The sequence below is a fragment of the Lysinibacillus sp. NPDC093692 genome, assembly GCF_050280125.1.
In the GTDB taxonomy this organism is placed as follows: domain Bacteria; phylum Bacillota; class Bacilli; order Bacillales_A; family Planococcaceae; genus Lysinibacillus.
Window position 1 is genome coordinate 43,206 of record NZ_JBNNUW010000009.1, and the last position, 25,869, is coordinate 69,074.

Annotated in this window: 28 protein-coding genes and 2 pseudogenes; 6 read left to right on the forward strand and 24 right to left on the reverse strand. The window is 37.1% G+C overall.

Annotated features, from left to right (window positions below; translation table 11 throughout):
* Positions 1–59 precede the first annotated feature (59 nt).
* The gene (locus ACQKN4_RS11575) at positions 60–275 is read right to left on the reverse strand and encodes a hypothetical protein (protein ID WP_079562062.1); all 216 of its coding nucleotides are present in this window, start codon (positions 273–275) and stop codon (positions 60–62) included.
* Between the two features lie 200 nt (positions 276–475).
* Here ACQKN4_RS11575 and ACQKN4_RS11580 point away from each other — a divergent pair, with 200 nt between their 5' ends.
* Both ACQKN4_RS11580 and ACQKN4_RS11585 read left to right on the forward strand, forming a co-directional pair.
* Positions 476–1,591 carry a methionine biosynthesis PLP-dependent protein gene (locus ACQKN4_RS11580; protein WP_427483827.1) on the forward strand — a complete coding sequence of 372 codons (1,116 nt, stop codon included), beginning with the start codon at positions 476–478 and terminating at the stop codon, positions 1,589–1,591.
* A 2-nt stretch (positions 1,592–1,593) separates the two neighbouring features.
* The gene (locus tag ACQKN4_RS11585) at positions 1,594–2,757 is read left to right on the forward strand and encodes an aminotransferase class I/II-fold pyridoxal phosphate-dependent enzyme (RefSeq protein ID WP_079562060.1); all 1,164 of its coding nucleotides are present in this window, start codon (positions 1,594–1,596) and stop codon (positions 2,755–2,757) included.
* A gap of 63 nt (positions 2,758–2,820) precedes the next feature.
* On the opposite strand, the gene ACQKN4_RS11590 is transcribed toward ACQKN4_RS11585, so the two are convergent.
* Positions 2,821–3,249 carry an NUDIX hydrolase gene (locus ACQKN4_RS11590; protein ID WP_079562059.1) on the reverse strand — a complete coding sequence of 143 codons (429 nt, stop codon included), beginning with the start codon at positions 3,247–3,249 and terminating at the stop codon, positions 2,821–2,823.
* A 93-nt stretch (positions 3,250–3,342) separates the two neighbouring features.
* On the opposite strand from ACQKN4_RS11590, the pseudogene ACQKN4_RS11595 reads away from it, so the two are divergent.
* Positions 3,343–3,811: pseudogene (locus tag ACQKN4_RS11595) on the forward strand (N-acetyltransferase family protein).
* A gap of 46 nt (positions 3,812–3,857) precedes the next feature.
* Here ACQKN4_RS11595 and ACQKN4_RS11600 read toward each other — a convergent pair.
* From ACQKN4_RS11600 to ACQKN4_RS11650, 11 genes and pseudogenes are all read right to left on the reverse strand, one after another.
* Positions 3,858–4,196: a cupin domain-containing protein gene (locus tag ACQKN4_RS11600; RefSeq protein ID WP_427483730.1), complete on the reverse strand. Its 339-nt coding sequence runs from the start codon at positions 4,194–4,196 to the stop codon at positions 3,858–3,860.
* A gap of 77 nt (positions 4,197–4,273) precedes the next feature.
* Positions 4,274–4,747 carry a hypothetical protein gene (locus ACQKN4_RS11605; RefSeq protein WP_427483731.1) on the reverse strand — a complete coding sequence of 158 codons (474 nt, stop codon included), beginning with the start codon at positions 4,745–4,747 and terminating at the stop codon, positions 4,274–4,276.
* 14 nt (positions 4,748–4,761) lie between these two features.
* The gene (locus ACQKN4_RS11610) at positions 4,762–5,640 is read right to left on the reverse strand and encodes a YwqG family protein (protein WP_079562056.1); all 879 of its coding nucleotides are present in this window, start codon (positions 5,638–5,640) and stop codon (positions 4,762–4,764) included.
* 137 nt (positions 5,641–5,777) lie between these two features.
* On the reverse strand, positions 5,778–5,930 hold the full coding sequence (locus tag ACQKN4_RS11615) for a YpzG family protein (protein WP_068984661.1): 153 nt from the start codon (positions 5,928–5,930) through the stop codon (positions 5,778–5,780).
* Between the two features lie 84 nt (positions 5,931–6,014).
* Positions 6,015–6,800: pseudogene (locus tag ACQKN4_RS11620) on the reverse strand (nucleotidyltransferase domain-containing protein).
* Positions 6,801–6,828: 28 nt separating this feature from the next.
* Positions 6,829–8,475, reverse strand: coding sequence for a sensor domain-containing diguanylate cyclase (locus tag ACQKN4_RS11625; RefSeq protein ID WP_427483732.1), 1,647 nt, complete (start codon positions 8,473–8,475; stop codon positions 6,829–6,831).
* 476 nt (positions 8,476–8,951) lie between these two features.
* Positions 8,952–9,200: a hypothetical protein gene (locus ACQKN4_RS11630; RefSeq protein WP_079562053.1), complete on the reverse strand. Its 249-nt coding sequence runs from the start codon at positions 9,198–9,200 to the stop codon at positions 8,952–8,954.
* A complete protein-coding gene (locus ACQKN4_RS11635) occupies positions 9,193–9,726 on the reverse strand; it encodes an RNA polymerase sigma factor (protein WP_079562052.1) in 534 nt (177 codons plus the stop codon). The genes ACQKN4_RS11630 and ACQKN4_RS11635 overlap by 8 nt, the downstream gene beginning before the upstream one ends.
* Positions 9,707–10,084, reverse strand: a complete 378-nt coding sequence (locus tag ACQKN4_RS11640; protein ID WP_079562051.1) for a group-specific protein — start codon at positions 10,082–10,084, stop codon at positions 9,707–9,709. Before ACQKN4_RS11640 ends, ACQKN4_RS11635 begins: the two co-directional genes overlap by 20 nt.
* An 8-nt stretch (positions 10,085–10,092) precedes the next feature.
* Complete coding sequence (locus ACQKN4_RS11645; RefSeq protein WP_079562050.1) at positions 10,093–10,842, reverse strand: ABC transporter permease; 750 nt, start codon at positions 10,840–10,842, stop codon at positions 10,093–10,095.
* A complete protein-coding gene (locus ACQKN4_RS11650) occupies positions 10,839–11,561 on the reverse strand; it encodes an ABC transporter ATP-binding protein (protein ID WP_079562049.1) in 723 nt (240 codons plus the stop codon). The genes ACQKN4_RS11645 and ACQKN4_RS11650 overlap by 4 nt, the downstream gene beginning before the upstream one ends.
* 273 nt (positions 11,562–11,834) lie before the next feature.
* Between ACQKN4_RS11650 and ACQKN4_RS11655 the strand changes: the two genes are divergently transcribed.
* Positions 11,835–12,425, forward strand: a complete 591-nt coding sequence (locus tag ACQKN4_RS11655) for a hypothetical protein (protein ID WP_427483733.1) — start codon at positions 11,835–11,837, stop codon at positions 12,423–12,425.
* A gap of 101 nt (positions 12,426–12,526) precedes the next feature.
* On the opposite strand, the gene ACQKN4_RS11660 is transcribed toward ACQKN4_RS11655, so the two are convergent.
* The 11 genes from ACQKN4_RS11660 to ACQKN4_RS11710 all read right to left on the reverse strand — a co-directional run bounded on the left by ACQKN4_RS11660 (position 12,527) and on the right by ACQKN4_RS11710 (position 23,265).
* Positions 12,527–13,630 carry a C45 family autoproteolytic acyltransferase/hydolase gene (locus ACQKN4_RS11660; RefSeq protein ID WP_427483734.1) on the reverse strand — a complete coding sequence of 368 codons (1,104 nt, stop codon included), beginning with the start codon at positions 13,628–13,630 and terminating at the stop codon, positions 12,527–12,529.
* An 86-nt stretch (positions 13,631–13,716) separates the two neighbouring features.
* The gene (locus ACQKN4_RS11665; RefSeq protein WP_079562046.1) at positions 13,717–14,565 is read right to left on the reverse strand and encodes a MerR family transcriptional regulator; all 849 of its coding nucleotides are present in this window, start codon (positions 14,563–14,565) and stop codon (positions 13,717–13,719) included.
* Positions 14,566–15,069: 504 nt separating this feature from the next.
* The gene (locus tag ACQKN4_RS11670; protein WP_427483735.1) at positions 15,070–15,195 is read right to left on the reverse strand and encodes a DUF3784 domain-containing protein; all 126 of its coding nucleotides are present in this window, start codon (positions 15,193–15,195) and stop codon (positions 15,070–15,072) included.
* Positions 15,196–15,225: 30 nt separating this feature from the next.
* Entirely contained in the window at positions 15,226–16,509 is a 1,284-nt protein-coding gene (locus ACQKN4_RS11675; protein ID WP_427483736.1) for an alpha/beta hydrolase, read from the reverse strand.
* A gap of 13 nt (positions 16,510–16,522) precedes the next feature.
* On the reverse strand, positions 16,523–16,855 hold the full coding sequence (locus tag ACQKN4_RS11680; protein WP_427483737.1) for a DUF5808 domain-containing protein: 333 nt from the start codon (positions 16,853–16,855) through the stop codon (positions 16,523–16,525).
* Entirely contained in the window at positions 16,846–17,223 is a 378-nt protein-coding gene (locus ACQKN4_RS11685; RefSeq protein ID WP_079562028.1) for a GntR family transcriptional regulator, read from the reverse strand. Before ACQKN4_RS11685 ends, ACQKN4_RS11680 begins: the two co-directional genes overlap by 10 nt.
* Before the next feature lie 485 nt (positions 17,224–17,708).
* Entirely contained in the window at positions 17,709–18,086 is a 378-nt protein-coding gene (locus ACQKN4_RS11690) for a carboxymuconolactone decarboxylase family protein (protein ID WP_427483738.1), read from the reverse strand.
* A gap of 212 nt (positions 18,087–18,298) precedes the next feature.
* Positions 18,299–19,672 carry an argininosuccinate lyase gene (gene argH / locus ACQKN4_RS11695; protein ID WP_427483739.1) on the reverse strand — a complete coding sequence of 458 codons (1,374 nt, stop codon included), beginning with the start codon at positions 19,670–19,672 and terminating at the stop codon, positions 18,299–18,301.
* 86 nt (positions 19,673–19,758) lie between these two features.
* On the reverse strand, positions 19,759–20,949 hold the full coding sequence (locus ACQKN4_RS11700) for an argininosuccinate synthase (RefSeq protein WP_079562025.1): 1,191 nt from the start codon (positions 20,947–20,949) through the stop codon (positions 19,759–19,761).
* Between the two features lie 604 nt (positions 20,950–21,553).
* Positions 21,554–22,309 (reverse strand): SDR family NAD(P)-dependent oxidoreductase, encoded by a 756-nt coding sequence (locus ACQKN4_RS11705; protein ID WP_427483740.1) that lies wholly within the window; start codon positions 22,307–22,309, stop codon positions 21,554–21,556.
* An 8-nt stretch (positions 22,310–22,317) separates the two neighbouring features.
* Positions 22,318–23,265: an MBL fold metallo-hydrolase gene (locus ACQKN4_RS11710; RefSeq protein ID WP_427483741.1), complete on the reverse strand. Its 948-nt coding sequence runs from the start codon at positions 23,263–23,265 to the stop codon at positions 22,318–22,320.
* A gap of 715 nt (positions 23,266–23,980) precedes the next feature.
* Between ACQKN4_RS11710 and proC the strand changes: the two genes are divergently transcribed.
* The gene (gene proC / locus ACQKN4_RS11715; protein WP_079562022.1) at positions 23,981–24,787 is read left to right on the forward strand and encodes a pyrroline-5-carboxylate reductase; all 807 of its coding nucleotides are present in this window, start codon (positions 23,981–23,983) and stop codon (positions 24,785–24,787) included.
* A 47-nt stretch (positions 24,788–24,834) separates the two neighbouring features.
* Complete coding sequence (gene namA, locus ACQKN4_RS11720) at positions 24,835–25,845, forward strand: NADPH dehydrogenase NamA (RefSeq protein ID WP_427483742.1); 1,011 nt, start codon at positions 24,835–24,837, stop codon at positions 25,843–25,845.
* The last annotated feature ends 24 nt before the right edge of the window (positions 25,846–25,869 follow it).

A 25,869-nucleotide genomic window follows, 5' to 3' on the forward strand; every position in this document is an offset into this window, starting at 1 on the left:
CACACTCTTTTATCAGAGCCATGAATCCAAGCAATAATACAATCAAAAGATCCATTATTTTACTGAGACTCTGTTAAGGCCAATTTAAAGCGATTGTAATTCGTATAATCAACTAATATAGCTGACAATTTCGAACCATTTTTATTTTCATCTATCAAATTTTGCATTTTCTTTTGTTGTCTCCCGATAACGGTTACATGATTACCTTGCTGTATAAGCCATAAAGAAACATCCTTTAGCATTCCTGTCCCACCTATCACTAACCATTTTTTCATTTTATTTTCCTCCCTCACTTATCTCCTACTATTCCTAGATGATTAAATTTAAATAATCTCTCTAATTTTCTGAAATCATCTTGTTCTTCTTTAGTATACATGTTAAATTGGTAACTATTATTGAGAATATTGGGACAAGAAGTTCTAATCTTTTAGATATTTTGACTCCCCATTATTATGATGAAGAAAAGAGTGACGACATGACAAACAGCAGAAGTATTGAAACAAAACTTGTACAACTTGGCAATTTAAGTGATCCGTTAACAGGTGCTGTTAACCCACCAATCCATTTATCGACAGCTTACAAACATACAGGTATCGGTGAATCCACTGGTTTTGATTACACACGAACAAAAAATCCAACTCGTGCCCTATTAGAAGCCGGAATTGCGGATTTAGAGGGCGGAGATATGGGCTTTGCCTGTAGCTCTGGTATGGCGGCGATTCAATTAGTTTTATCATTGTTTAAGCCTGGTGATGAATTAGTGGTGCCTGATGATTTATATGGTGGTACATATCGACTTTTTAATTTCTTTGAAGAAACATATAATATTAAGCCTGTCTACTCAAAATTCGAATCGGTTGAACAGGTAGAAGCATTAATCACCGACAATACGCGTGCCCTATTTATTGAAACGCCGACAAATCCGCTTATGCAGGAATTTGATTTGCAATTATATGCGGAATTAGCTCACAAGCATGGGGCATGGTTAATTGTCGATAACACGTTCTATACACCTTATTTCCAACGTCCAATCGAATTAGGTGCAGACATTGTCATTCATTCAGCAACTAAATATATTGGCGGTCATAATGATGTGTTAGCTGGTTTAGTTGTCGCTAAGGGCGCTGAATTAGCAGAACGCATTGGCTTTATTCACAATGGTAGCGGTATGGTATTAGGTCCGATGGATTCCTGGTTACTTATTCGTGGATTAAAAACATTGCATCTTCGATTAAAGCAACACGATGCAAACGCAAAAGCAATTGCTGTCTATTTAGAAGAAGAAGAGCTTGTAACAGACGTGCTCTACACAGGAAAAGGTGGTATGCTTTCATTCCGTTTGAAAAAGGCCGAGTGGATAGATCCATTCCTTCGAAACTTGAAATTAATTACATTCGCTGAAAGTCTTGGTGGTGTTGAAAGTTTTATTACATATCCTGCTACTCAAACACATGCGGATATGCCTTATGAAGAGCGCATTGAACGTGGTGTTTGTGACCGATTACTCCGCTTCTCTATTGGCGTTGAAGAAGCTGAAGATTTAATTGCGGATTTAAAACAAGTATTCGATACCCTTAGAAAAGAGGCTTAATGATGAAACAGCATATTGAAACAAGCTTAATTCACGCAGGTGTTCGTGACGGTTATGAAAATAAAAAAGGTGCAGTCAATGTACCTATGTATTTATCATCTACTTTCCATCAGGAGCGTATCGATGAATTCGGCGAATATGATTATGCACGTTCTGGCAACCCTACGCGGGATGCATTAGAAAAAGCAGTAGCAGAGCTTGAAGGTGGGGTCAGAGCTCATGCATATTCTTCTGGAATTGCCGCAGTATCTGCAGCATTAATGCTATTATCACAGGGTGATCATATAGTCATTACAGAGGATGTTTATGGAGGAACATACCGCTTCGTCTCAAAAGTCTTACCACGCTTCGGTATTTCACATACTTTCGTCGACTTCACAGATTTAGCGGCGATAGAAGCAGCCATTACACCAGCTACAAAGCTACTCTATATGGAAACACCGTCGAATCCAACACTTGGCATCACAGATATTCGTGGAGTAGTAACACTTGCCAAGCAGCATAACTGCTTAACGTTTTTAGACAATACCTTTATGACACCTTTACACCAACGTCCACTTGAACTAGGTGTTGACGTTGTTATTCATAGTGCTACAAAGTTTTTATCTGGGCATTCCGATATTATTGCAGGATTAACAGTCACTGCTGATGAAAAGATCGGTCAGGATCTTTACTTTATCCAAAATTCATTCGGCAATATATTAGGTGTACAGGACTGCTTTACTTTATTGCAAAACATGAAAACAACAGATGTGCGTTTTAGTCGATCTACTCAATCGGCACAAAAGATTGCGGAGTTTTTAGACACAAATGCACTTGTCGAGCAAGTATACTACCCTGGGCTTGCATCACATCCTGGTTATGAAATTCATCAAAATCAGTCAACTAGTACAGGTGCAGTATTATCCTTCCGCCTACCAAACTATGAAGCCGCAAAAGTACTTGTAGAAGCGATGAAAATTCCAGTGTTCGCTGTCTCTCTAGGTGGCGTAGAATCGATTTTATCCTACCCTGCTAAAATGAGTCATGCAGCAATGGAGCCTGAGGAACGCGCAAAACGCGGTATTACTGATGGTTTATTACGTTTCTCAGTAGGGCTTGAGCATGTTGACGATCTGATTGCAGATTTCGCTCAAGCATTAGAGGTTGCCGCAAAGACAATATAATAGAACAAACGCGTTTCCTAAATTCGGAAACGCGTTTTATTTATTATGGACCTTCTAGATGATTCAATTGTTCACACGAGCTAGTACTCGATATAAATAATCTCCATGTCCCTTTGCTAGTGTTACTTCTTGTTCATCTGATATCCAGTAAAATGAAAATTCTAAGTCTGCCTCGTTTACACCTGTCGGACAATGCCTCCATGAATCTCTTTTTTCATTTGCCGTTAAATGATAAAAATAGCGCTTTTGTAATACCCCTGAATGATGATTAAAATAATCTTGGGCAATTAACCCCTTCACTACTAAATAGTTTAACCCCGTCTCCTCAAACATCTCCCGTGTTACTGCTTCTAGCGGTGTTTCCCCTTCCTCTACCGTGCCTTTCGGAATTTGAATCCCTGCTCCTGCTATATTTTGCTCAAATACTAGCACTTGTAACTGACCCTCATGCTCTCTCGTAATATAGCCAAATGCTTTTTCAATAACTTGCATGAAGTCATCCCCCTTCTCGTGATTTACGTTACAATAAATAGAAAAATTGGAATTGTAGGTGAAAAAGTATTGAGTTCAATTATTATACGACATATGCAAAAGAATGACATCATTTCTGTGCAAGAAATTGCCAAAAAGAGTTGGCACCAAACATATGAAGGAATTATCCCTCATGAGGTTCAAGATCGTTTTTTACAAGCCGCTTATAGTAGAGACCGATTGCAAGGTCGTTTGGAAAAAAGTTTATTCTTAGTTGCTATAATTGGAGAAACGATTGTAGGCTTTGCCAATTTTTCAAATGTTGTAAATGGAGAGGCAGAACTGTTCTCAATATATTTGCTTCCTGAAACTCAGGGCAAAGGAATTGGTACAGCTCTATTACAGGAAGGGATCAAAATGCTTCCAGATTTAACATCCCTTTTAGTATGTGTAGAAAAGGAAAATACGATTGGTATGAACTTTTACGAGGTTAAGGGCTTTAAAAAAAATAGAGGAATTTGACGAGTTATTTGATGGACACTTCTTGAAAACAGTTAAACTTTGCTTAACTCTTACTGCTTAGTGCAACGGAGTTAAAACTTACTCCGTTAAAACATTTTATATGTAATCTATGCAAGATGGATTGGCTCGGATTGGATGACAAGTGCTGTCAAGCCTGATTGACTCCCAGATTCATGTGCCTCTTCTGTTTGCCAAAGAACACCTTCCCCAGCCTTTAAAATTATTTTCTCTTGGTCCTCACCACAAACCCATCCTTCGCCTTGAATTACAATAAATAACTGTGTTACGGGCGCCTCGTGCATCCCAACAACACCACCAGGTTCTATATAAATGAAGCCAATATTAGCAGGCTCCACCGTTTTCATGATTTTCGTATAAAAAGCATCTATCGATTGATAATTATTGATTTGATTGGCCAATTCTTGTGTAAAATTATATTTTTTCATGTAATTTGCATGCTCCTTCCTCTTATCAAAAGCAAAAATTTATTATTTGCGAACCATTTTATACATTAAAATAAATTCTACAATAGCTGCTCGACATCATCATAGGTAAGTCGGAATATTTTTGTATCAGCCGTAATACTCATAAAATACTCTTTTACGTTTTCTAATCCGAATTGCTGTTCAAGGGCTGACCATTCATCAGGCGTTAGGAAAATAAAGCCTAGTGTATCTGAGCCTATTGATTCCATCCACATGCGTATTTCATAATCAGGCTGTAAAATCTCGTTTAAGGCAATGATAGTTGGATCACAGCTATCATCCGTCTCCATCACCACAAGGGATTTTTTATCACCATAGATAATATATAAATCAACACCTCTCTCATTGTTTACAACATGCTCATACGTTAGCTTCCCTGTGTGTAATAGTTTCTCGCTATAATGGACAATATCAGCATTGTCTTCACACCAGTCAATCCAAAAAACGTGTTCCTCTAATAGTTCATCATCAAGATTCGTTAAATAGTTTTGAATAAATGTAATATCACGCATTCCATCAGTCTCCTTTAAAAGCACTGTAAAACAACCCATGCTTTATCGAATTGTTTATTTTTACAATCTTCCTCACGTATCCAGAAGTACAATCTGCCACTATCGCCCCACATAAGCCCTAGATCATCCTCCGTATCAAATTGGAGTAATAATCGCCAATCAGTTGCGCCTTCCTCTAATTCCTTTCGTAAAGGATCGCTATATCCTGTTGAGTCTCCACAATATAAACCATTTGTCACCAGTTGGCATTCTAAATACATATCACCTTGAATCGCATCTGGATATCCGTCTATCCGGTGAGTAGCCATAGACAAATCACCTTCCTCCATCCACTCATATTCAAAATCTCTGTATTTATCAGCTTCTTCTTCACTTAATATCTCTTCTAAATACATCGAGTATGGCGAATCCCATGATGGAAGTGTCAATTCATTCTTAAATTGTAGCGCCGCGCTGTCGATGTTACCATGCTCGAGTAATGATACAGGAATTTCCATTCTATTCAGGCTACTAGTCTCTTGAGAGAAATAGAAAACTTTAAAGCCATCATAATCTTTCGGATCGTATCCCCAAGGTTGCTCGACAGCATCATAGAAAAAGGATAGCACACCATCCACAGGTAATAAGCTGTTTGTATCATAAGGCTTGATTTCTACTAGATTTAGTTGGCAAAGAAAATACAACGCTCTATTGTCGTTTATATGTGGCCATGAGAAATCAGATGGTACATCCGGACAGCCACCAACTTTGGAGACGCCAATCTGTATTTTTTCTTCAGGTATTTGATTTACCATCATTCGAATGGATTCCTTTGCGAGAGGTAATAATTCCTCCGTTTTATGCTCTAGGCCAAATTCCTTTAATCCCTTTTTTAGTTTTTCTACGCTGCTCATTTACTTTCCCCTCCTAAAATTGTATTTATTTTTCATATATTCATTTTATCAAAACAAGAATGAAAAACCCCGTAAACAACAAACAAAAAAACCCAGAATATGTTCTGGGCTTGATGACACTTACTTTTCTAGCATGATTAAAACTGTCGGGCTTTTGCTTCACTTCTCAAGATACGGTTATGGAGAGTAATCTCCGTTTCACCATTTACTTGAGATTTTGAATGCTTAATCCTTGACCAGTTGCGGTGGATTTTTTGAGATTTTGGGTCTAAATGTTCGAACCTACTCATTCGCGCCATCCTCCTCATCAATATTAGATTTCATAAGTGAAACCTTTTTTAGTATGACCTTGCGATTTAAAATTATTCAGTTTTCTATCCCCACACTTCTTGCAATGTACTTCTAAATAACACATCTAATTTTTGTGTAGGATCATCGACTTTAACGTGAAGACTCTTACAGTATGTCTCAATATGTTCTATTTCTTTATCTAAATACTCATTAATACTTTCAATACGTGGCTCCATATTTAGTTCGTCACCAGCCATTTTCCTCTGCAAAAGTTGCTCAATTTCGGCTTTTAAAGGACCTTCAGAAATAATTGCATTTAACAATTCCTGAAAATCAATTGGTGGAACCGTATTGTTTTTCTCTATCCATTTACATGCTAAAACTGGTCTGAGGACATAGAAATATTTTTTTATTTTCACTTCTGATCCCTGTAAATACTCTCGATAATTGTTTTTAGCCATGTTTAAATAGTGATATAAACTTGCATTCGGATAAAAAACTTCACTTTCCAGTAATAGTACATTGTCAATAAATGAATATTGTTGGTCATACACAATATTGCTTCGTAACCATTCTAATAGAGGTGGATTACTTTTGCGAAATAGCCTTAATGCCTTTGTTATTTCCCATCCACTAATATCCAACAAATCATTAATAGGTAATTCTATAACATCCCTCTTAGCACCAATTCCTTGAGGGTCAATTGAAAGATACCACTGAGGTTAATGAATATATATGAAACGAACATCATAATCGCTATCCTTGGAAGGAAATCCCCAAGCACGACTACCTGATTCTACTGCATATAAAATTTTCACTTGATACTCTTTTTCAATTTCTTTTAATTTACTTAGTATAATTTCCTTCATGTAAATACCACTTTCCAAATTTAGTCTTCTAAAGCATCTGGTTTGAATCAACTTTACCAGTATAATCACATACTCTCAGTTGGTTTCGACCGCTTTCCTTTGCAATATAAAGTGCTTGATCCGCCTTGTCAAGTAACTCATAAAATGTTGAAATGTTTTTAGAATGACCGTACCCTGCGATGCCAATACTCACTGTCACATTGATCTCAACATCGTCCGCATAATAAGGATGATGTTCAACATGCTTTCGAACTCTTTCCGCTATCTTTACTGCGCTCTCTAACGTAGTATTTGGAGATAAAATGACAAACTCCTCTCCCCCATATCTTGTAATAATGTCGATTCCTCGCACAGAATTTGTAATGATATTTGCGACGTGTTTTAGAACTTCATCACCGATTAAATGCCCATATGTATCATTGACCTTTTTGAAAAAATCAATATCAATCGCTATACATGAACAATGATTTTGTTCCTCTAAACATTTTTGAAAAACAAGCTCCCCATGTTCAATCAAATAACGGCGATTATACAGCTTCGTCAACTGACAAGTAACTGATAATTCTTTCAGTAAGATAGTATCTGTTTTCACCTTAGCACTCATTTCGTTGAAGGACGAACAGAGCTCCTGAAATTCATGTGCATAAGGTGCCAGCTGTTGTTCATCTATTTGATAATCATAAAATCCTTGTTCTACTTTTCTAACGCCTGTAAGAAGCTGTTGGATTGGTTCTTCAATTTTTTTAGAAAGATGTAACATCATTTTAATCGTAAAAAACGAACCTACAACTAAACATAAGGTTATCAATAAAATTCTAATGATTAATGGCTGATACGCCTCAAACAGACCTATTTCTGAGATGATAAACCATTTTCCTTCATTTATAGGCTTACTTTTAGCAAGAACTCGCTTATTATTCGCATCTTTATAAAGCTCTAGGTCACTTATTGTATTTTTTTTAGCTGCGTTCAAGATATGCTCATCCACTAAATATTTGCTAGAAGTCCGGTGCTGTTTATTATTAAATTCGGTGAGCATAGTACCTTTCTGATCTATTATATAAGCTTTTCCTAAAAAGCCAACTCTTGATTCATGTAGCAGTTGATCGATTGTGTCTAAATTTACTGCACCAAAAACTACACCATTGAATTGTTGTTGTGCATTTAGAATCGGTGAAGCAAATACAAGAATAGGCTTCTTCGTAACTTTACTAATTAAAATATCTGTTATATATGGTTGTTTCGTTTTTGTAGCAACCTGAAAATACTTACGATTCTTTACATCCATTCCAACACCAACACCAGTTGTACTATATTTAGTAACTGTATCAAATTGTACGATGCCTTCTCTATTAACGAATATTAAGTCTGTAAAATCTGTTTTTTCTTTAAAATCTAGAAAAAAAGCTTGCGATTTTTCATAATTATAATTCTTTACAAAATCTAAATTAGCTATTGTATGTATATCACTGGATCGTTCTGATAACCAGCTTTCAAAAAAATATGTTTGAGCATCCAAATAATGCGTCATCTCTTCATTCTGATGCTGAATAGTTTGCCGATATTCAATGTAAAGCGTTGGAATAAAAATACATAGACCAATAATAAAAGTAATCCATAAAAGCGCTCGATGTAGCTGACCTTTTATCGCGTTTGGTCGTGGAAATTTTTTCAAAACCCTCAAAGCACCAACCTCCAAATTAATCTAAACATTTCCTAAAAATGGGCAATAAATAGTATTTTATTCATTAAAAATACCACAACCGAATGATTGTGGCAGTGAGAAATTTAACTTTTTTCAGCAAATGTTTTGGTAGTAAAAGTAAAACGTCAGCTACAGAAGTCTCCCACCTCTATAAGCGGTGAGATGAATGCGTGTTTCATTTACTTTTCAGCGGGTGTCCATACATCTAAATGAAAGAAGTTTGCCTCCGGCAGATGTCACGAAATCAGAAAGGAGTTCTTAGGGGATGTTAGCCTAAAATCATCGCATCCATGCGATAACGGCTAACTGACCTGCATCGGTAATTAACGCCACGTCCTGTGGCACTACCGAAATGACCGACATCGTGTCGGCCCTCGTGCAGGCCTAAGCACAAAGCCGATTCCGGACGCAATTATGCCAAGGCATAATTGATTAGTTGATAAAAATTATTGCAATAAAATTTGGAGAATTGTTATAAATACAGCCACAACAATGGGCACTATTTTTAAAGAGGTATAGCCGACTGAAGATGTACATATTGGCTCTAACGGATCCTTCGTTGGTGAAGCTAAATATTGAAGAAAACGTTGCCAGCGACTTTTCTTGTATGTCATTAGCTGCTTAGGTATCTCCACTTTATCTTGATCTAAGTTGTCTTTTAACCATTGTTCCTTTTGAAATTCATCCTTAAGCATCGAAATCCTCCTTTAGCTCTTCCTTTAAAGTCTTTATCGCATTATGTAGCCTTGATTTAACTGTACCAAGGGGAATGGACAAAATTTGTGCAATTTCCTCCTGCGGTAAATCATGATAATAGACAAGCAAAATAACAGCCCGTTGCTTTTCGGGTAATTGAAGAATCGCTTCTTGTATCGTTAATTTCTCGTCAGCAGACATTCGATGACTGGACGTCGGTACTAAAAACGGGAACAGCGTACGCCATTTTTTGCGCCGATTCAATTTATTAATCATTAAGCGATAGGCGATTTGAAATAAAAATGCTTTCACTGTACCCTTTTGCTCATCAAAATCTTCTTTTATATATTGTAAACGCTCAAAGGTATCTTGCACAATATCTATGCTTAGCTGATCTTCTCGAGTATAGCGAAATAAAAAGCAGTATAATGGCTCATACAAACGACTATAGAGCTGTTCAAAGCCCTCGACATCGCCGTTTTTATAGGCCTCCATCCACTCTTCATTACTCATCATCTTGCTCATCCCCCCAATGAGCCTTAATGGACTTTAATGTCATAGAAAGACGTGAAACTAAGTATCCAACTATTACAATGACCCATGTTGACGATTGATTTGCAAAAAACTGCAAATATGGATTTTCGATTGTTTGAGAGGAAGTCAAAAGTATGAAAACTGCCTGCACACAAAGTATTGTATAAATGGCTAAAACGAGCGTTAAAGTATCAAATACATTCCAACGTAAATAAATTGTTGTTTTTTTATAATTAATTTTTCTATTTTCGCGTACAACATATTTTTTATCCATCGGGATTGTAATTCCCAAAATAATAATAGTCAAAACTACATTTGCAATTAAAGATACAATAAATCCAATTCCCATAAAATCACCTACTTACTGGTATATACTTTCTTAGCGATAGCTGCTAGCACCAAGCTAAGAATTGTTAAAATCATAAAATACTGATATTGCGGAAGCCAAGTTTCGCCTATTAAATTTAAAGACACTTGCAAGCTATCAAATAAATATAGCATCGGATTCCAGATTAAGAAAATAAAATAATCCTGGGGGTTTTTTTTCGCTAATGTTAAAAACATCGTTGACATTTGTATTGAAAACATAAATATCAACATAATCGGTTGCAACATACTTGTTGCCACTTTTTCATTTTTAAATAGACCGGCCAATATAAAACTCAATGGATATAATGCCAGTAACACAAAGTTACTCATTAAAATAATTAGCAAAAATGAAGATAATGAAATATCAATAATAAAAGAGTAGCCAATGAGTAGCAACACTAAGAATAGATTTAATAAAGTAAAAACACCGATTCCCATCCCTATAAAGTAAGTGTGTGGCTTAATGCCTGTACGCTGCACCCATTGGAGGGTTTTATTGGCTTTCATATCTGTTAAATAGATTGTAGCACTGGAAAAACAAAAGAAGAAGATTAACATTATTATAGAAATCGGTAAAAACTGACCTTTAATCAAAAAATCAAATGATTCTTCAGTCATCGCGCTTTTAGCAAAAAATGATATTCCTAAAAAGATATAAGCTGGTAACAAATTCCCAATAGTCATTCCTAGGCTACGAATATTTTCTAACATATACATGCGTGCAATTTGCTTCATCATCCTGCTCTTCCTCCTAAAATTTGGCCTGTCACTTCATAGTAGAGACCTTCGATTCCCGGCAATTTCGCCTCTGCGTATTTTCTATAAAGTTCATCCTGTGTGCTATTTTCAATGAGTTTTCCGTCTTTTAAAATCACTACATAATCAAATAAAGATTCTAATCCTGCTACCTCATGGCTAATAATAATAATCATTTTGTTACGTTGACGAATTTCACCTTGTAAGTAAAACATCAATTGCTTTTTCTTCGTTAAATCTAAATCAGCAAATGGCTCATCTAAAATGATAATTGGTTTATTTAATAAAAATGAAAGGAAAATCGATACTGCTTTTCTCTGACCGCCTGACGCATTTTTCAATAAGATGTGGTCATAAGTCGGTAACCCTAATATTTCATATAGCTCTCCCAAATCAACTTTATTGTTCGTCAATTTAGTAAAAAGAGTGATCACTTCACGAATTTTCAGATGCTGATAACTCGAAAAAAATTGGTACTGTAGCGCAACTTGTTCTTGTACATGTTGAGACGCTTCATTGAATACAATAGTACCTGCATCAGGTTTTACATCTCCAGCTATACATTTTGATAATGTAGATTTACCCGCTCCATTTTGACCTAATAATAAATAACAATACCCCATTTCAAATGTGGCCGACACACCATCCAAAACGTTCACACCATTATATTTTTTCACAATATCCTTCACTATAAGCTCCAAAATAATCCCTCCTTATCTCTATGTTCAATGACTATACAAACGGCAAATGGAAAAGGTTCATTTTATTTTTTTTAAAAATGAAATAAAATTATATATTTCTATAAAATTATTTTTTTATGTAAAATACATAATTATTGGGAATTAAGTAAAGGAAAAGGAATATTATCTTAATATGGCTCTGACACAAGATGTTTGATGAGCGGTTAAGGCAAGAAATTTTTATCTTATTTTCCCTACAAGATTAATAATACTAACTTAAAAGGAGTTACCTAAGTGCGCGATTTTGAAGAACTTAAGTATTTTTTAGAACCTCATTTTGGTTTAAAAATAGGATGGGAGCTAATCGAATACGCTGTTATTGAACATCGACAATTAAGTAAAAAAGAACGATCAAAATTCAAAAAAGAACTGTTATATATGAAAGAACTGCTAGAACAAAAGCAATATGAAAAAATACAACAAATTATTAAGAGGAATAATTTAGAAGATACAAAGCTTTACAATATTGATACAATACAAAAATTTATTGATAAGGTTTTACCTATTATAGAGAAATATGAATATAAAAAAGGGATCCCTTATGTCCCCTTTAAAGCTTTAAACTATTTGTTTGATACAATTATTACTCCACCTAAAACAAAATTATCTTTCGACTTTATTGCTATAGATATAAAAAGAGAAGGAGATACATTTATTCATCATATCTTGCAAGATTTAAAATATGTAAAAAAAGCCTTTATGGAGAAAGATGAAGCTAATATTCAAAAGTTACTACAACTTTCTAGAGATAAAGGGATTACTATTTTTGAATCACATGATCGAGATAAATTTATCGAAGTAGTAACGTACGAATTAAGTTATTAAATAAGTGTGTAATTGGCAAGTGCTATTTCAGTTGGACACAATATGCCTTACCTTTCGGGTACAGCAAAAAGACCTCTCACGGTGGGAGGTCTTTTTGTTAGTTAGGATTTTATTATTTTCCAAAATTCCGTTCCATAGCTATTATTAGTAAATTCAACAGGTATTTGTGTTTTTGCCAAGTTGTCTCCGACTTCTATCTTGTTTACCTGATTTTGTAATGGTGAGCCAAATGAAAATTCCAGTTGTAAGTCAGTAAGGTTAAACATAATTGAATGCACGGTTCCAAAGCTTTCGTTGTAATTATGGACGGATAATCCTTTAGGGAACTCTGTAAAAAGAAGCTCTTGGATTTCATTAACAGATCTTTTGCCACTTTCCTTCAATTTTCCCTCTAAAATATCATATCTTAATTGAGAATGTTCGAGCTTACCAGGCTCCATTTTTTGTATTGAAGAAAATAGACCATGATTAGTGGCAATAAGATAATCTAGTTCTGCACGTTTCACTTCTTTTATTCCGTCATATGTTCCAATCAATGCTGCGTCGCCATTTGCATCAGCTATCAGTAAATTCATATTCGTTCCTACTGGCATATTGTTTACCATATAAATAGCTTCTTCTACATTTTTACAATTTTCTAATAGAGCTCTGACAATAACCATAAACTGAAACCCAGGTACTACTGGTGGTCTCATACCAGGATATTTGCCAATGGGCATACCACACGATGCATACGCAACACATAGCCCTTTCTCATTTAAGCCTTCGCTTCGACCGAATGTAGAAACAGAAAATCCTGTATGAGTATATTTCCCTTCGACGACTGTCGTACATAAACACATATCTGAAATAGAGGGCGATAAATCATAATTTCTTATGACATATGTTTTACCATCCGCCATTTTTCCAGGCAAAATAGCCCCTAAACTACATCCTCCAGGAATTAACCACGCATTTTGATAAAAATGTAGTTGCTCGGGCTTATAGCCAAAGCCTTCTGCAAAGCCTTCCAATTCTTTATTTAAACTTGGGCAATACTGCTCTATTTGTGCTTTCATTTGAAAATAAGCTTTGTCCGAAGCTAATTTTTCCGTAAAGAATAGAGATTTCGCAAAAGGGTTTTTTTGAAATTCTCGCGCTTGTTGATGTCCAATCTCATACGAACTACCTTTAAGAAATGCAAACTGTCCTGTATTTGTTGTCATTGATGTACTCCATTCTGTATGTTACTAGCAAGACGTTGTTACCTTGCTAATTACAGAATAAAGTCTCCATTTACTGGAGACTTTAGCTAGTTTCTTATTTTCACAAACACTGTTGTCAAAAAATCGTTTGGATGGATCTCAATATTTGGCCTAATATTAATTGGATTTACTACTTCAGATGGAATTAACCCCTTTATGTATTGCTCCATAAACACCCCTTCTGTCTCAAGAGATTGCTCCGTCAACCATTCCTGCAAGCGACTATAGCCAAAATTCAACTCTGAATACGGTCCCTTTACATTTATACAAGCATATCTGCCTGCTGGTATTAGTTTAATATAATTTGCCGGTTGAGTTACTTTTACTGGCAACAGTAGTTCAACATCTGCTACATTTTGCTTCCTATCCTGTTGATGAAAAATTGCAGTAAGCTCCCCAACTACCTCTAATTGATATGCATAAATTCGTTCAAATAATTTTTGTACTAGCCTGTCCATTTCAATAATATTGATTTTCCCCCGAATGAAAAGCACCTGTATTTCTGGTCGTTCTTCTATGTAACAACTTGATAATGTTGGCTTTGGATTAAATGTCTCAGCGTTCTTTATAGAATTTTTTACTTGGACAATATTTTGAATTTGTTCAGCGATTATTTCTTGTTGGTGCTCTAACTCCTGAACTTTATTATGTAATCTTAGCTCTAAATCTTGCTTATCATTTTCCCTTTTTATAACCTGTTCAATTTCTTTTAATGAAAAGTGACAATCTTTTAGAACCTGAATAGTATTCAGCTCTTTCATTTTATCGTAATCATAATAACGATAGCCGGTCACTTCATCTATAAAGGATGGTTCGAGTAATCCAATATCGCTATAGTAACGAATAGTCTTTACAGGAACATTACACAGATTCGAAAATTTCCCAATACTATACAAAAAAGCACCTTCTTTTCAATTTAGTTTTGATTCATCATGCTATTTCATTCACCTTGAATGAATGGAAGTACACCCTCTTTGCATAGTTATTGTACGATAAAATCGTAGTAATTGTTTCAAATTTAATGTATGTGAGGTGGTGAATGCCCCGCTTTAAGTCTCATTAATCAGCTTTCACTCTTATGTATACGTTTTAATAACTATAGCGATAACTTGCTCAAATACAAAAGGTGAAAGGATGCCTAAAAACGAAAAGAAGTGTGTTCATGATTTGAACATACTTCTTTTCGTTGTATACTAACTTGTTTCATATGCGCATTACCTTGTTCCCGTGGGAATTTACCTTGCTTCTGGGGTATTTATCCTACTTCCGCGGGTATTCACCCTGCTTCCGCGGGTATTTACCTTGCTTCCGCGGGTATTCACCTTGCTTCCGCGGGTATTCACCTTGTTTCCGCGGGTATTCACCTTGCTCCCGCGGGTATTCACCTTGCTCCCGCGGACTTACCTTGCTTCCGCATATTTCTCTTTCTCGCTGTCAGACATCATATTATAGCCTGCTAGTAAAAATGCGCCTTTTCCTTGTGATAAAACAATTGCAAAGATTAGGATCAGAATAGTTATGATCAACCAAACAACGGCATACATGATGATCAGTCTCTACTTTTCATTTAGAATAAATTGCTGGATGGCTGGCAACAATTCTTTATGAAGTGGTAATATTGGGTCTGAATACGTCGCAAAATTTTTCGCGCGATCTGCTGGAGCATTTTTTAACACATGATTCATTTCGTCCATATATACAAGCTCGGCATCTGATTTTGCTTTCTTTAACGCTTCTGCATCAGTTACACCTACTTGTAAGTCGGTTGTTCCTTGGATAATTAATACTCGGCTATTCACTTTTGCTAATTCACTTGCAGGGTTATATTTTAACCATGAAATCATATACGGTTGAATGGAAGGACGGAAGAGAGACTGTAATTCTTGTGAAACGTTCTTAACTTGCTCACCTTTTTTCAACGATGCAAGAGCATTTGTTGATTCTTTTAGAAGCGCTGGTGTTAACTGAACTTTTAATTGCTCTAACAGAACTTCATCTATTGGTCTTCCAGTACCTGCTATGGAAACAAAAGATTCTACATTTGCTTTTTGTGCTGCTAGCAAACCGATCAGTGAGCCTTCGCTATGTCCAATAATATGAACATTTGAATATGCTTTATCCGCTAAAAGGGTATTAATTACTTGAACTGCGTCATCTACGTATTGGTCAAAAGTGATATCCTCTTCTTTTGTTAAAAGGGACTTGTTATCGCCAAGTCCACGTTTATCATAGCGGACAGTTGCAATACCATCTTTCGCCAACCCTTCCGCAATCATTTTTAAGCTATCATTTTTACCAGCCACGGTCGAATTTCCATTCTTATCAGTTGGACCAGAGCCTGCAATAATAAGTGCAACTGGAGATGGCTCGTTGCTTGCCTTTTGAAGGGCCACTGTTAACTCACCATTTTGAACGGGAACCTTCAACGTTTCATACGTAACGGGTTGCTCTTTGAATGGTTTTAAGATAAGTGGGAATTTGCCACCATTTTGTTGGAATATTGCGTCAATTTTCCCATCTTTTAATGTTCCATTAATTTCAACAGCCGAGCCATTTAAGTTGATTGAAACATTCACTTGATCACCATTATATTTAATGCTTTTAAATGGATGATTGGTTAATCCTTGCGCTGGTACTGATAATTTCCCGCTATCTTTCTGCAAATCAACAATAATCGGAAGTGCTCCATTTGGTATCTCAATATTACCTTCCCATTTACCTACTAGCTGTTCATTCATTTTATTGTCCCCTTTCGTCTCTTTCTCTTTTACGTTATCTTCCTTCTGAGCACATGCTGCTAATAATAAGAGTGCGCAACATAAAAAGATTAGTTTTTTCATAAAATCTCTCCCTCTATTTGAAAATGACTAACAAGATTGGTAAAAATATGACAAGTATAATGATAAAGCTCCATTTATTTGCAAAATTCACAGTCCAACCAACACCGTATTTTTTTTGTACTAATAGTGAAGGATCATTTTTATTAAAATAAAAAATACCCCATTTCCAGTAGCGATCATCGGCTGAAGCTGTTTCGTTTGTATGTAAATCATCAAAGCGCTCATTACTTTTACTTAATTTCCAAATGAAGAGTATAAGTCCACCTAAAGAGACAATTATAAAAACAATAAAAAGAGGGAAGAAGTAAGGAGCTGTTTGATCTTCTAAAATTTCCCCTACTTCCATTGTTTTAAAATTCGATGAAACAAATTTGTCATCTGATCTTTTTCGAGGCCACGTGCAAATGCCTCTGCCATAATTGGCTTTAAAGCATTTTCTACTTTTTCAACTTCCGTCTCTTCCAGCTCTTTCTTTTGACCACCGATAATGAGAGCCTTTGCTTTCGGCTTTAATTCAATTAACCCTTTTTCTTCAAGTTCATGATAGCTTTTACTTACCGTACTAACATTAATCCCTAAATCTGCAGCCATTGAACGAACTGAAGGTAATGTATCACCATTTTTAAGCTCTCCCTTAGCAATCAACTCAATTAACTGATTTGCTAACTGTTTATAGAGCTGTAATTCACTGCTTGGATCTAAATGAATATTCATCTTACCCCTCCAATCTGTATCGCTTATCACCAAACAGAAATCTGTCATACTTAGAGTAAGACAGTTTTTCGAAAAAGTCAATTTTTTCTATAAAGTAAAAATTAATCTGTGGTTCTTCTTCATTACTCTGGCTTTATGACAATTATGCGAGATAAAAAAAGGACCCAGAAAAATTCTGGATCCAAGAACACTTATTTCTATTGATTTTATTTGTATCGGTTATTGCTTCTTCTTAAGATACAGCAAAACAGAATATCCTCTGCCTCACCTTTTCCTTAAGATTTTAGAAGCTCACCCTATACAGTTGTGGCGGACTTTCCTGAGATTCCTGGTCTTTGGGTGTTTGACTACTCATTCTACATCCTCCTAATCATATTAGATTAATAAGTGGTTCCGCTCTTAATATGAACCGTTTCACAGGAGTTTATTCATGTAATGCGTGCTTTTATTAAAGTGCCTTAAGATAGCATAAAACGCCAAGAAATCTAAGCTTCTTCTTTAAAGACCTGTTGAACTATAGTTAATGCATTTTGTACAAGCGGAAAACCTATGTAGGGCACTAATTGTAAAAGTGCTTCCACAATTTCTGTTTGAGTCAAACCTGCATGTAAACCTCGTTTAATATGTGTTTTCGTTTGTGGGGCAGCACCTTGAGTTACGACTGATGTAATGACAACAAGTGCACGTTTTTTTGCATCTAGCCCAGGGCGTGAATAAATATCCCCATAGGCAAATTCAATAATCATTTTTCGTAAATCTGGTGCGATGTCGGCTAGTGCATCCGCCTCAATCATTTTTACTGCTTCTTCCGTTGTCACATAATGCTTTATTGTTTCGAACCCCTTTGTAAAACGCTCATTCATTGAAAACACCTCCCATTATCATTTAATTACACAAAAACCCCAATTCCGCGTCTCCAGAATTGGGGATTGTCCTTCACCTATGTAAGGGGCTCTTTTACGTTTCACCCTCTGGCTCTAACGAAAAAGGAGAATGGTTTATCATAGTGCCTCACTGGACAGCTTTAATGAATATCTATGCAAAAGTCACAAGGACATGCACGCTAAAATAATTGTTAAATTAGACAAGCTTTTGCCTTTTCGATTTGGATGATTACTTGATCAAATCCTGTACCACCTAATGAATGACGACGACGAACGGCAGCTTCAGGTGCTAATACATCGTAAATATCCGCTTCGATAAGTTCACTTTCTTTTTTCATGTCTTCAAGCGGTAAATCTAATAAGTAGATGCCCTTTTGAATACATGTGAATACAAGTTTTCCAGTCACTTCATGTGCTTCACGGAAAGGCATACCTTTTGTTGCTAAATAATCTGCAAGCTCAGTAGCATTAGAGAAGTCAGAGTGTACTGCCTGCTGCAAACGCTCTGTATTGACAGTCATCGTGCGAATCATACCTTCAAAGATTTTTAGAGAACCAAGAATTGTATGGACTGTATCGAACATACCTTCTTTATCTTCCTGCATATCTTTGTTGTATGTTAACGGTGTTCCTTTAAGAACTGTTAATAAGCCCATTAAGTTCCCGTAAACACGCCCTGTTTTCCCACGAATTAACTCCGCCATATCAGGATTTTTCTTTTGTGGCATAATAGAAGAACCTGTTGAGAAGGCATCATCTAATTCGATAAATTTGAATTCATCTGTCGACCACAAAATAATTTCCTCTGCAAAACGAGATAAATGCGCCATTAATAATGATGAATTGCTTAAAAATTCAACGATAAAATCACGGTCACTTACTGCATCCATAGAATTCGCATATACCTCGCTAAAGCCTAAAAGTTCAGCGGATTTTAAGCGATCAATTGGGAAAGTTGTACCCGCCATGGCACCTGCACCTAATGGCAGAATATCAATACGTTTAAGTGACTCCGTAAAACGTTGTTTATCACGCTCTAACATCCAGAAATAGGCCATTAAGTGATGCGCAAATGAGATTGGTTGTGCACGTTGTAAATGTGTATAGCCTGGAGCAATTGTTTCCACATGCTCCTCTGCCTTTTCTAGCAATGTCTTTTGGAATGTCTCTATTAAACCGATTGCTTCCTCCACACGTTTTTTCAAGAAAATATGCATATCCGTTGCTACTTGGTCATTTCGGCTACGGCCTGTGTGAAGCTTACCACCTACAGGACCAATTAAATCAATGAGCATTTTTTCTAGGTTTAAGTGAATATCCTCATTAGCAACTGTAAATTCAAGCTCACCTGCGATTGCTTTCTCTTGTAATTGTGCAAGTCCACCGAGAATTGTCTCTACGTCAGCTGCTGATAAAATTCCTGTTGCACCAAGCATCGTAACATGTGCAACGCTGCCTTCAAGGTCTTCTAGAACAAGCTGTTGGTCAAAGCCAATCGATGCGCCGAACTCGTCCACCCATGCTTCTGCTGATTTTTGGAAACGTCCGCCCCAAAGTTTTGTCATAACAGCTCACCTTTTCCTTCATTTCTTTTTGAACAGGTGCAGCACAGCACAAGTCTATACTACACCTTGCTTGTCAAAATTAATTTTTATTTATTTACAGAAGAGTTGACCACTGTTGGCAGACCCCATAGTTCGATGAAGCCTACTGCTGAAGCATGGTTGAATTGGTCTTCTTTAGAATATGTTGCTAGCTTTTCACTATAAAGTGAATTTGGAGATTTACGTCCTTCCACAATTGCATGACCTTTGTATAGCTTCACACGCACAGTTCCGTTCACAAATTTTTGTGATTCAGCTAGGAATGATTCCAGTGCTACACGTAATGGAGAGAACCATAAACCATCATAAATTAATTCAGATAATTTTTTCTCAATAACTGGTTTGAAGTGTGCTAACTCTTTTACAAGTGTTAAGTCTTCAAGCTCTTTGTGTGCCGTTAATAGCACTTTTGCTCCTGGAATTTCATATACTTCACGAGATTTAATACCAACTAATCGGTTTTCTACGTGATCGATACGCCCAACACCGTGTGCTCCAGCTACAGCATTTAGCTCTTGGATTAAATCAGCAAGCTTCATTTCCTTACCGTTTAAAGCTACTGGCTTACCAGCAACGAATTCAAGTTCTACGTATTCCGCTTCATCTGGAGCGTTTTCAACAGAAACTGTTAAACCGTATGCTTCTTCTGGTGGAGATACCCATGGATCTTCCATTACACCCGCTTCATTTGCACGGCCCCATAAGTTTTGGTCGATAGAGAATGGTGAATCTAATGTTGCAGGAATCGGTACATTATGTTTCATGGCATATTCGATTTCCTCATCACGGCTCCAGCCCCACTCACGTACAGGAGCTAATACTTCTAAATCTGGATTTAACGCTTTGATGGAAACTTCGAAACGAACTTGGTCATTCCCTTTACCTGTGCAACCATGAGCTACTGCGTCCGCACCTACTTGATTCGCAATTTCCACTAATTTTTTTGAAATTAATGGACGAGAAAGTGCCGATACTAATGGATATTTTTGTTCGTACCAAGTATGCGCTTGTAATGAAATTAATGCATATTCTTCAGCGAATTCATCTTTCGCATCTACCATATATGATTCAATTGCTCCTACTTGAAGAGCTTTATTTTTTACGAATTCAAGATCCTTACCTTCACCAACGTCAAGACAAACTGCGATAACGTCCCAACCTTGTTCTTTTAACCACGGAATTGCTACAGAAGTATCAAGACCTCCTGAATATGCTAATACTACTTTTTTATTCGCCATAAGAAATGTGCCTCCATTTAATCTATAAGATATGTATGTTTATACATCCACTTAAAAGTTTATACACGAATAGTATCATGTTATAAAAATAAAAACAAGTGTATTTTTATAAATTAATAGACTTTTATGTTTATTGTAAAAAGTGTGTCATTCCAATACTTTAAGTGCTTGTACAAACGATGAATATTTTTACTCGGAAAAACGATTTTTTACTCGCAACATGAATGTATATAGTATTAATTTCCGTTTCGGATGTGCGCTTTCTTTGGGGTCGGAGCAACAAATGTTTTTTGCGCGATTGGACACCATTGCACTTAGCTAGTGGTTCGCATATCCTAACGCCCACATACAAAAAAGAGTTGTCTCAGCGCAAGAGACAACCCTTTTCTTAATGTCGAGCCGCAAAACAGAATCGCTAAAGCTCCTTTCGTTCGTTTTATAGGAATACTTTGAAGATTTATCGAAACTATTTGAGCTTTTATCGAAACAAAATCTCATTTTATCGAAACTTTTTGGGCTTTTATCGAAAAACAAGCTCTTTCTATCATGTAGAGCCATAAAGTATGTTTACAGTTTGATTAATATTATTTAATTGAGTTTTTCGTTACTTCTTATTAAAAAATGATTTACCTAAAAATTCAACGGTTGCAGGTGCCATTGCATATAGCTTACTTGTTAACCCCATGATCCGCGGTAAATTTACCTCTCGCACAGGGCGCCCGATTGTTTTTATCGTAGCTTGAGCCACTTCTTCAGCTGTTAATAAAAACCTCCCTAAAGACTCTCGATAACCACTTTCATCACTCGCCTTGTCTAAAAAAGGTGTATCGATTGGACCTGGATGTATCGCTGTGACTGTCACATTATACGGAGCTAGTTCCATGCGAAGCCCATTTGTAAAGCCAACAATCGCATGCTTAGTAGCAGCATAAACACTTGCCTTAGGTGTCGCTACCTTTCCTGCCTGCGAGCCGATGAAGATGAGCTGACCTTGCTGACGTTGTATCATAGGCGCTGCTAGACGTTTTGCTAAATACATCGGTACACTAACATTTAGCTCTACCATTTGTCTAATAGCTTCATCTGTTAATTCAGGTGCAATACCGAATTTACCTACCCCAGCAGATAAAATAGCTACATCGAGAGGCGGTAGCTGTGCACATACTTCGTCGATAGTAGCTAAATCAGTTAAATCTGCTTGGATCAAGTTTGCCCCTACGCGTTCTAATGCTTTCAATGCCACTGTATTGCGGCCTGTCGCATAAACGGAATGGCCTTGTGCTACTAATAATTCTGTTATTTTCAGTCCAACACCACTTGTTGCACCGGTCACGAAGATAGTCTTTTTATTCACGCTCATATTTACACCTACTTTCTATGAAATAAATAAATACCTTCTTCAGATTTTGTAGATGTAATCAAATTGTTGGCCTCTAAGTAATCTAAATAACCGAGCGTTTTAGACAGTGTCAGTCCAAGCTGTCGTTGAAAAACTGCTGGGTAAAAGCGCTTCGTTACTTGTACAGCAGTTAATGATTCATCACCAAATAATTCGCAAACCTTCAAAGCTTGCTGATGCTGACGTTCTAATCGTTTATCAATTAAATCAGGAATATTGTGCAACTCTGCGCCATGTCCTGTATACATTGTTTTAACTGGTAATCGTCGTAATATTTCTAGCGATTCATTATATTGTAGTAACGATTTCGTACGTCCTAATGTACGGTCTAGTGGTGGCTCAATTAACGGATTTGGTGTTATTTTTTCAAGCAATAAATCTCCACCAATTACATCGTGCGTTTTTTCATCCCAGAAGATTAAGTGACTTTGTGCGTGTCCTAAAGTTTCAATAGCCTTTAATCCAGGATGTCCTGGCACTTCATCCCCATCGTTAAGAATTTGTGTTAATGGTCGTTCACCTACAAGCTCTATTTCACGGCGGACATGTACACTCGGCTGGATATATTGTTGAGGAACACCGTGCTCAAATAAGCATTCACTGTAAAACTGCACATGGTAACGTAAAAAATCCTCGTCATGACGAAGCCATTTATCGTTATAGGCGTGCCCTAAAATTTCTGCGTTTGGAAAGGCATCCACCCAACCTGCATGATCTGGATGATGATGGGTTAACACAACCTGTTCAATATCTCGCATGTCAAAGCCCGCTGCGCGAATCCCCCATTTTAGCGCGTCATAGGCTTCCATTGTTTTTGGACCAACATCAAAAATTGTCAATGCATCGCCTTTGACAACAAATGCATTTACATCTCCTACATCATAGGGTGTTGGTATTTCTATTTTGTATGTAGACAAAAGCTGTTTCCCCCTTTATGCAACTAGTGAACACCGATTCATTCTATTTTACAAGTTTTTCTTCTTTTCGTCACCCTCCTGTTGACAGGTTGACGTCTTACCAATATAATTTTGAATAATCTAATTATTTTTATGCGTTGATGAAGCCAAGTACGTAATTGGTGAAGGTGTCTTAGAGAGTGTTACATTTGCTGAAAGTAACATCACCCACTCCCATTACCGAACCTACTTCTGAGCAGTTATGAAAACATAACCGTCTCCCTTGCGATAAAAGGGCTATGAGTTGTGCCAATTGGCAAACAAAGGTGGTACCGCGGAAACAACAGCGTTTTCGTCCTTCTTTATAAGGACGGGAGCGCTGTTTTTATCTTCATTCAGCAATTTTTTTAGTAGCGAAAGCGAAGCGACAGCTACAAATATCCAAACACCCGCTGAAATAGAGGAACTCAGTCTAAGAACGCCACGTCCTGTGGCAATTTATCTGTGCTAAAGCGAAGCGGCAGCAACACACGACTGAGTGACCAACATCTTGTTGGCCCAAAGCCTCCGGCGGATGTCACGGATTTTCAAAGGAATGAATATAAGGATGTTAGCCTAAAACCGTCGCTTCCTGCGACAATGGCTAACTGACCTGCGTCGTGCAGGCCTTAGCACAATTCAAAATCCTGACGCAGTTACGCCAAGGCGAAATTGAATTTGAACTGGAGGTTTTATCATGAAAAAAATACTATTTATAGGTGCAGGCTCTATGGCAGAGGCATTGATTCAGGGCTGGATAAAAGAAAAAGTATTTACAGCGCAAGAAATTTACGTCACCAATCGCTCAGACAAAGACCGCTTACATTTTTTACACGACACATATGGTGTAAATTGCAATATTGACCATGATATTTACCAGCAAGCTGATTTAATTATTTTAGCGATGAAGCCTAAAGATGCCATTGCAGCGATGCGTGAGCTAAAGCCTAAAATTACAGAACAGTCAGCCGTTCTTTCTATTTTAGCCGGTATCGGTATTGCAACTATTATAGAACATTTAGGGGCTCGCCCAGTCGCTCGCGTTATGCCTAACACTTCCGCTACTATTGGGATGTCTGCAAGTGGAATTGCATTTAATGACAAAGTGACTTCGGAACAGCGCTCCATGTTCTTACAGCTTTTAGAGGCGGTCGGTTCAGTTATTGAGGTGGAAGAGGATCAATTACACGCTGTAACGGCACTTTCAGGGAGTGGCCCAGCTTATATTTATTATTTAATGGAGGCATTTGAACGAGTTGGTACAAAGGTCGGTCTCTCGAAGGATATAGTACGACTATTAATGACGCAAACGCTTGCCGGTACTGCAGAAATGCTGAAGCAATCCGTCGATGAACCTGATGTATTACGCCGTAAAGTAACAAGTCCAGGTGGTACAACAGAAGCTGGAATTAAGGCTCTTGAACAATATCAATTTAATGAAGCGATAGAAGCATGTATTAAAGAAGCAGAAGCTCGATCTCGTTTACTTGCAAATAGTAAATAATGGGTGCAAAATAAAAGTATATCACTAGGGATTAGGGGGGCTTTATTTTGTCTAAATTACTCGAACCTTACCAATTACAAAATATCTTATTAAAAAATCGTGTTGTAATGGCACCGATGTGTATGTACTCGGCGCAGGAGGATGGGCTTGTCACACCATTCCATCAAGTACATTATGCAACCCGGGCTGCTGGTCAAGTTGGTTTAATTATCGTCGAAGCTACGGGTGTTGTTCCAGAAGGTCGTATATCTAGTAACGATCTTGGAATTTGGGATGATGCTCATATCGAAGGTTTACGTCAATTAGTTCAAGGAATGAAGGCATACGGAGCAAAAACCGGCATCCAGCTCGCACACGCTGGACGTAAAGCAACTGTAGATGGTGAAATATTCGCACCGTCAGCCATTGCATTTAGCGATGCTTATAAAACGCCTACTGAGATGACATTAGAAGACATTGAATATGTAATAGAAGCTTTTAAACATGCAGCTGTCCGAGCAGCTAAAGCAGGCTTTGATGTTCTCGAAATCCATGGTGCACATGGCTATTTAATTAGTGAATTTTTATCACCAGCAACGAATAAACGTAATGACCAATACGGTGGTTCCCAAGAAAATCGTTATCGATTATTACGTCAAGTCATCGATGCTATTCGCAGTGTTTGGGAAGGTCCTTTGCTTGTGCGTGTTTCCGCAGAAGATTATGCTGAAGATGGTACAACAATGGATGACTTTATCGTCTTCAGTCGTTGGATGAAATCACAAAGTGTTGATTTAGTGGATGTTTCTACTGGTGGTGTCGTGCAAGCACATATAAACGTTTTTCCAGGCTACCAAGTGCCTCATGCAGAAGCGATTAAGCATGGAGCTGATATTCCAACTGGTGCGGTCGGATTTATTACAACAGCCATTCAAGCAGAGGAAATTTTACAAAACAATCGTGCTGACTTAATTTTCCTAGCACGCGTTCTCCTTCGCGATCCCTATTGGCCACTTCATGCTGCTAAGGAAATAGGAGAAGCTGTTACACCTCCAGTGCAATACGTACGTGGTTGGTAAAAATAACGGGAGATAACCGCTATT

Coding starts and splice junctions, on each gene's coding strand:
- ACQKN4_RS11575 (WP_079562062.1), bottom strand. CDS start 275: ATGAAAAAATGGTTAGTGATAGGTGGGACAGGAATGCTAAAGGATGTT.
- ACQKN4_RS11580 (WP_427483827.1), top strand. CDS start 476: ATGACAAACAGCAGAAGTATTGAAACAAAACTTGTACAACTTGGCAAT.
- ACQKN4_RS11585 (WP_079562060.1), top strand. CDS start 1,594: ATGAAACAGCATATTGAAACAAGCTTAATTCACGCAGGTGTTCGTGAC.
- ACQKN4_RS11590 (WP_079562059.1), bottom strand. CDS start 3,249: ATGCAAGTTATTGAAAAAGCATTTGGCTATATTACGAGAGAGCATGAG.
- ACQKN4_RS11600 (WP_427483730.1), bottom strand. CDS start 4,196: ATGAAAAAATATAATTTTACACAAGAATTGGCCAATCAAATCAATAAT.
- ACQKN4_RS11605 (WP_427483731.1), bottom strand. CDS start 4,747: ATGCGTGATATTACATTTATTCAAAACTATTTAACGAATCTTGATGAT.
- ACQKN4_RS11610 (WP_079562056.1), bottom strand. CDS start 5,640: ATGAGCAGCGTAGAAAAACTAAAAAAGGGATTAAAGGAATTTGGCCTA.
- ACQKN4_RS11615 (WP_068984661.1), bottom strand. CDS start 5,930: ATGAGTAGGTTCGAACATTTAGACCCAAAATCTCAAAAAATCCACCGC.
- ACQKN4_RS11630 (WP_079562053.1), bottom strand. CDS start 9,200: ATGCTTAAGGATGAATTTCAAAAGGAACAATGGTTAAAAGACAACTTA.
- ACQKN4_RS11635 (WP_079562052.1), bottom strand. CDS start 9,726: ATGAGCAAGATGATGAGTAATGAAGAGTGGATGGAGGCCTATAAAAAC.
- ACQKN4_RS11640 (WP_079562051.1), bottom strand. CDS start 10,084: ATGGGAATTGGATTTATTGTATCTTTAATTGCAAATGTAGTTTTGACT.
- ACQKN4_RS11645 (WP_079562050.1), bottom strand. CDS start 10,842: ATGATGAAGCAAATTGCACGCATGTATATGTTAGAAAATATTCGTAGC.
- ACQKN4_RS11660 (WP_427483734.1), bottom strand. CDS start 13,630: ATGACAACAAATACAGGACAGTTTGCATTTCTTAAAGGTAGTTCGTAT.
- ACQKN4_RS11675 (WP_427483736.1), bottom strand. CDS start 16,509: ATGAAAAAACTAATCTTTTTATGTTGCGCACTCTTATTATTAGCAGCA.
- ACQKN4_RS11680 (WP_427483737.1), bottom strand. CDS start 16,855: ATGGAAGTAGGGGAAATTTTAGAAGATCAAACAGCTCCTTACTTCTTC.
- ACQKN4_RS11685 (WP_079562028.1), bottom strand. CDS start 17,223: ATGAATATTCATTTAGATCCAAGCAGTGAATTACAGCTCTATAAACAG.
- ACQKN4_RS11690 (WP_427483738.1), bottom strand. CDS start 18,086: ATGAATGAGCGTTTTACAAAGGGGTTCGAAACAATAAAGCATTATGTG.
- argH (WP_427483739.1), bottom strand. CDS start 19,672: ATGACAAAACTTTGGGGCGGACGTTTCCAAAAATCAGCAGAAGCATGG.
- ACQKN4_RS11700 (WP_079562025.1), bottom strand. CDS start 20,949: ATGGCGAATAAAAAAGTAGTATTAGCATATTCAGGAGGTCTTGATACT.
- ACQKN4_RS11705 (WP_427483740.1), bottom strand. CDS start 22,309: ATGAGCGTGAATAAAAAGACTATCTTCGTGACCGGTGCAACAAGTGGT.
- proC (WP_079562022.1), top strand. CDS start 23,981: ATGAAAAAAATACTATTTATAGGTGCAGGCTCTATGGCAGAGGCATTG.